The 3,816-nt window shown below is 32.4% G+C and carries 5 protein-coding genes; 3 read left to right on the top strand and 2 right to left on the bottom strand.

The genetic code is table 11. The features are described 5' to 3' along the window. The 3 genes from ACTG3S_RS10365 to ACTG3S_RS10355 form a co-directional block, all read left to right on the top strand. Positions 1–940, top strand: a 940-nt coding sequence (locus ACTG3S_RS10365; protein ID WP_439129282.1) for a putative LPS assembly protein LptD, incomplete at its 5' end; no start/stop codon positions are given. A gap of 114 nt (positions 941–1,054) precedes the next feature. Beyond that, on the top strand, positions 1,055–1,435 hold the full coding sequence (locus ACTG3S_RS10360; RefSeq protein WP_439129281.1) for a Rid family detoxifying hydrolase: 381 nt from the start codon (positions 1,055–1,057) through the stop codon (positions 1,433–1,435). 38 nt (positions 1,436–1,473) lie between these two features. Further along, positions 1,474–2,193, top strand: coding sequence for a VIT1/CCC1 transporter family protein (locus tag ACTG3S_RS10355; protein WP_439129280.1), 720 nt, complete (start codon positions 1,474–1,476; stop codon positions 2,191–2,193). 79 nt (positions 2,194–2,272) lie between these two features. Here ACTG3S_RS10355 and gap read toward each other — a convergent pair whose 3' ends face one another. After that, a complete protein-coding gene (gene gap, locus ACTG3S_RS10350; protein ID WP_439129279.1) occupies positions 2,273–3,274 on the bottom strand; it encodes a type I glyceraldehyde-3-phosphate dehydrogenase in 1,002 nt (333 codons plus the stop codon). Positions 3,275–3,293: 19 nt separating this feature from the next. Then, positions 3,294–3,816: 6-phosphofructokinase (locus ACTG3S_RS10345; protein WP_439129278.1), on the bottom strand; the 523-nt coding region annotated here is incomplete at its 5' end.

Below are 3,816 nucleotides of genomic sequence, written 5' to 3'. Positions count from 1 at the left end.
CAACAACCCTAATGATTTTGAAGAGTATACAGCTTTTGATAGAGGTATTTTCGGAGCGCCTTCTGCCGGTTTAAGTAATTCAATTGGGATTACTTTAAACAACGTTTTAGAAGCAAAAGTGGCACCAAAAGATCCAGAAAGCGAAGATGAAGAAGATGAAAAAATTACGCTACTAAACAACTTAAATTTTAACACTTCTTATAATATTGCAGCAGATAGTTTACGCTGGTCTCCAGTTAGTTTTTCTGCGGGTACACGTTTGTTTAAAGATAAATTGGCTATTAATTTAAGCGGCTCATTAGACCCATACAAGGTAGTAAAATCTGCATCTGGAAATGCTGTAAGAATTAACGAATTTAACCCTAATTTGTTAAGATTGACTAATGCTAGCTTAACTGCAAACTACACAATTTCTAGTACCGATTTTAAAAAGGATAAAAAAGGTAGCAAAGAAGAAGAAAACAGAGATCCCAACAATACAGCTGATGTTATTGGTGCTGCCATAAATCCAAACAATAGAGATGGTTTTGGTAACTTAAACAGAAGTGCAGCACCAGACACTGAAAAAAATAAAGATAAAACTGCAAAACTATACCAAGCAGAAGTGCCTTGGTCTATCAATTTAGCCTACTCTACCAACTACACAAATAACGGTTTAGATGGTGGGCAAATTGGTGTACATAGTATTATGTTTAGTGGTAATGTAGAGTTATCTCCCAAATGGAAATTAGGCTACTCTTCTGGTTACGATTTTAAAAATGGGGCTTTTACATTTTCTAGATTTAATTTTTCTAGAGACTTAGATAGTTGGAATTTTAATTTCAACTGGGTACCTTTTGGTACAAATTCTTCTTATACCTTTTTTATTGGTGTAAAATCTTCTGTATTATCAGATTTAAAATGGGATAAAAACAAACCACCAGATAGAAATTTGTTTTAATTTGAAGTTGGAAGTTAAAAAAACAAAATCTTCTTAAATTTATAACTTTTCCCTTAAAAAAATCTAAAAATTAAATTTTTTAATTTTGTACATAATAAAAAAGACCAAAAAATTATGAAAACAATTATCACTACAAAAAATGCACCTGCACCCATTGGGCCATATAACCAAGCTGTTTTAACAGGCAATACTTTATACACTTCTGGACAAATTGCCATAAACCCAATTTCTGGTAAATTAGTAACTGAAGATATTGCCATAGAAACCAAACAGGTGATGGAAAATTTAAAAGCGGTTTTAGGAGCTGCTAAAATGACATTTGAGAATGTAATAAAATCGTCTATTTTTATTTCTGATATGAATAATTTTACTGAAATAAATAGAATTTATGGTGAGTATTTTGATAACGAAACTGCCCCTGCAAGAGAAACTGTAGAAGTTGCTAATTTACCTAAGTTTGTAAATGTAGAAATTAGTATGATTGCTGTTAAATAAGCGATAACTTTAGTAGGTATCGTTTAAGCGCAAAATAGATGGCAGAAAAAAAAGAAGATTTAGAAAACTATTTAAAAGTTCACTACATACATAGAAGTAATTGGTTAAGAGCTGTAGTTCTTGGTGCCAATGATGGAATTTTATCAACTGCTAGTATTGCAATTGGAGTTGCAGCTGCTAGTAATTTGAGAGAACCTATTATTTTGGCAACATTAGCAGGACTTGTTGCTGGTGCTTTATCCATGGCTGCTGGAGAGTATGTTTCTGTTAGTTCTCAAACAGATATTGAAAATGCTGATATTGAAAGAGAAAAGCAAGAACTAACAGAAATGCCTGAATTAGAATTACAAAGGCTAGCAAAAATTTATGAAAATAGAGGACTAAAAAAAGAAACTGCTTTAATGGTTGCAAAAGAATTAACTGAACATGATGCATTAGGAGCGCACGTTAGAGACGAGTTAGGTATTAATGAAATTAGTCAAGCTAAACCAATACAAGCTGCATTTGCTTCTGGAGCAGCATTTACAATTGGAGGTTTGCTTCCATTTTTGGTAACACTTTTTCATCCATTAAAAAATATGGAATATTCCCTTTATGGTTTTGCAATATTTTTTCTAATTATGCTTGGAGCAATTGCAGCCAAAACTGGTGGTTCAAGTATTTTAAAAGCAGTGCTAAGAATTACATTTTGGGGTACTGTTGCAATGGGCCTAACAGCACTTGTTGGCTATTTGTTCAATGTGAATATTGCATCATAAAAACACGAAGTATGTATAAAACAAAAACCTGATAGAATTAATTCTATCAGGTTTTTTTAAATTGTATAAAATATGCTTTTTACAAAGTTGCAGCATATTCAATTAAGTCTACAATTTTTGTAGAATATCCCATTTCATTATCATACCAAGAAACAACTTTTACAAAGTTATCGTTTAAAGCAATACCTGCTTTGGCATCAAAAATAGAAGTTCTAGTGTCTCCAACAAAATCTTGAGAAACCACCATATCTTCTGTATATCCTAAAATCCCTTTCATATCTTCACTTTCTGAAGCTGCTTTCATTGCTGCACAAATGTCATCATAAGAAGCTGCTTTTTCTAACTTTACAGTTAAATCTACTACAGAAACATCCATAGTTGGTATTCTAAAAGCCATACCTGTTAACTTACCATTCATTGCAGGAATTACTTTACCTACTGCTTTTGCAGCTCCTGTAGAAGAAGGTATTACGTTACCAATTGCAGAACGTCCACCTCTCCAATCTTTCATAGATGGGCCATCTACAGTTTTTTGTGTTGCAGTTGCAGCATGTACAGTTGTCATTAAACCTTCTACAATACCAAAGTTATCATTTAAAACTTTAGTAATTGGTGCTAAACAGTTTGTAGTACAAGACGCATTAGAAAAAATCTTTTGGTCTGCTTTTAATTCTTTATTATTTACACCCATTACAAACATTGGTGTATGGTCTTTAGATGGTGCAGATAAAACTACTTTTTTAGCTCCTGCTTCTAAATGCTTTCCTGCAGTTTCTTCTGTTAAGAAAAACCCTGTAGATTCTATTACATATTCTGCTCCAACTTCATCCCACTTTAAGTTTGCTGGGTCTCTTTCTGCAGTAATTCTAATTTCGTTTCCGTTTACAACTAATTTACCGTCTTTTACATCCACAGTTCCATCAAAAGCTCCGTGAACTGAATCGTATTTTAACATGTAAGCTAAATAGTCTACATCTAATAAATCGTTAATTGCAACAACTTGTACATTGTCTCTTAATACTGATGATCTGAATGCTAATCTTCCTATTCTTCCAAATCCGTTAATTCCTACTTTTATCATTTTATTTTACTTTTTAATATTATGTAGACATAATGTCTGATACTCTTACTAATTCTTTATTAATTTTAGATTGTCCTTTTATTGCTTTATCTAATGGCGTTATAGCTATTTTATCATTTATAAGACCTACCATTAAATTGGTTTGTCCTCCTAATAAACTTTCTACAGCTTTTACCCCCATTCTACTTGCTAAAACTCTATCAAAACAAGAAGGTGAACCTCCTCTTTGCATGTGTCCTAGAACCGAAACTCGGACATCATATTCTGGTAGGTTTTCATTTACATAATCTTTAAGCTCAAAAACATTTTTACCTGTTTTATCACCTTCTGCAACAACAACAATACTAGAAGATTTTCCAGATTCTCTACTTCTTTCCAAAGAATCTAACAAACGTTCTAAACCTAAATCTTCTTCAGGTATTAAAATTTCTTCTGCTCCTGCTCCAATCCCCGCACTTAGTGCAATATGACCAACATCTCTACCCATTACTTCTATAAAAAATAATCTATTGTGAGATGATGCTGTATCTCTTATTTTATCA

The organism is Polaribacter sp. (genome assembly GCF_965656025.1).
GTDB lineage: Bacteria > Bacteroidota > Bacteroidia > Flavobacteriales > Flavobacteriaceae > Polaribacter.
Note: the sequence above shows the minus strand (reverse complement) of the source record. Positions and strands in the feature narration are given on the sequence as shown.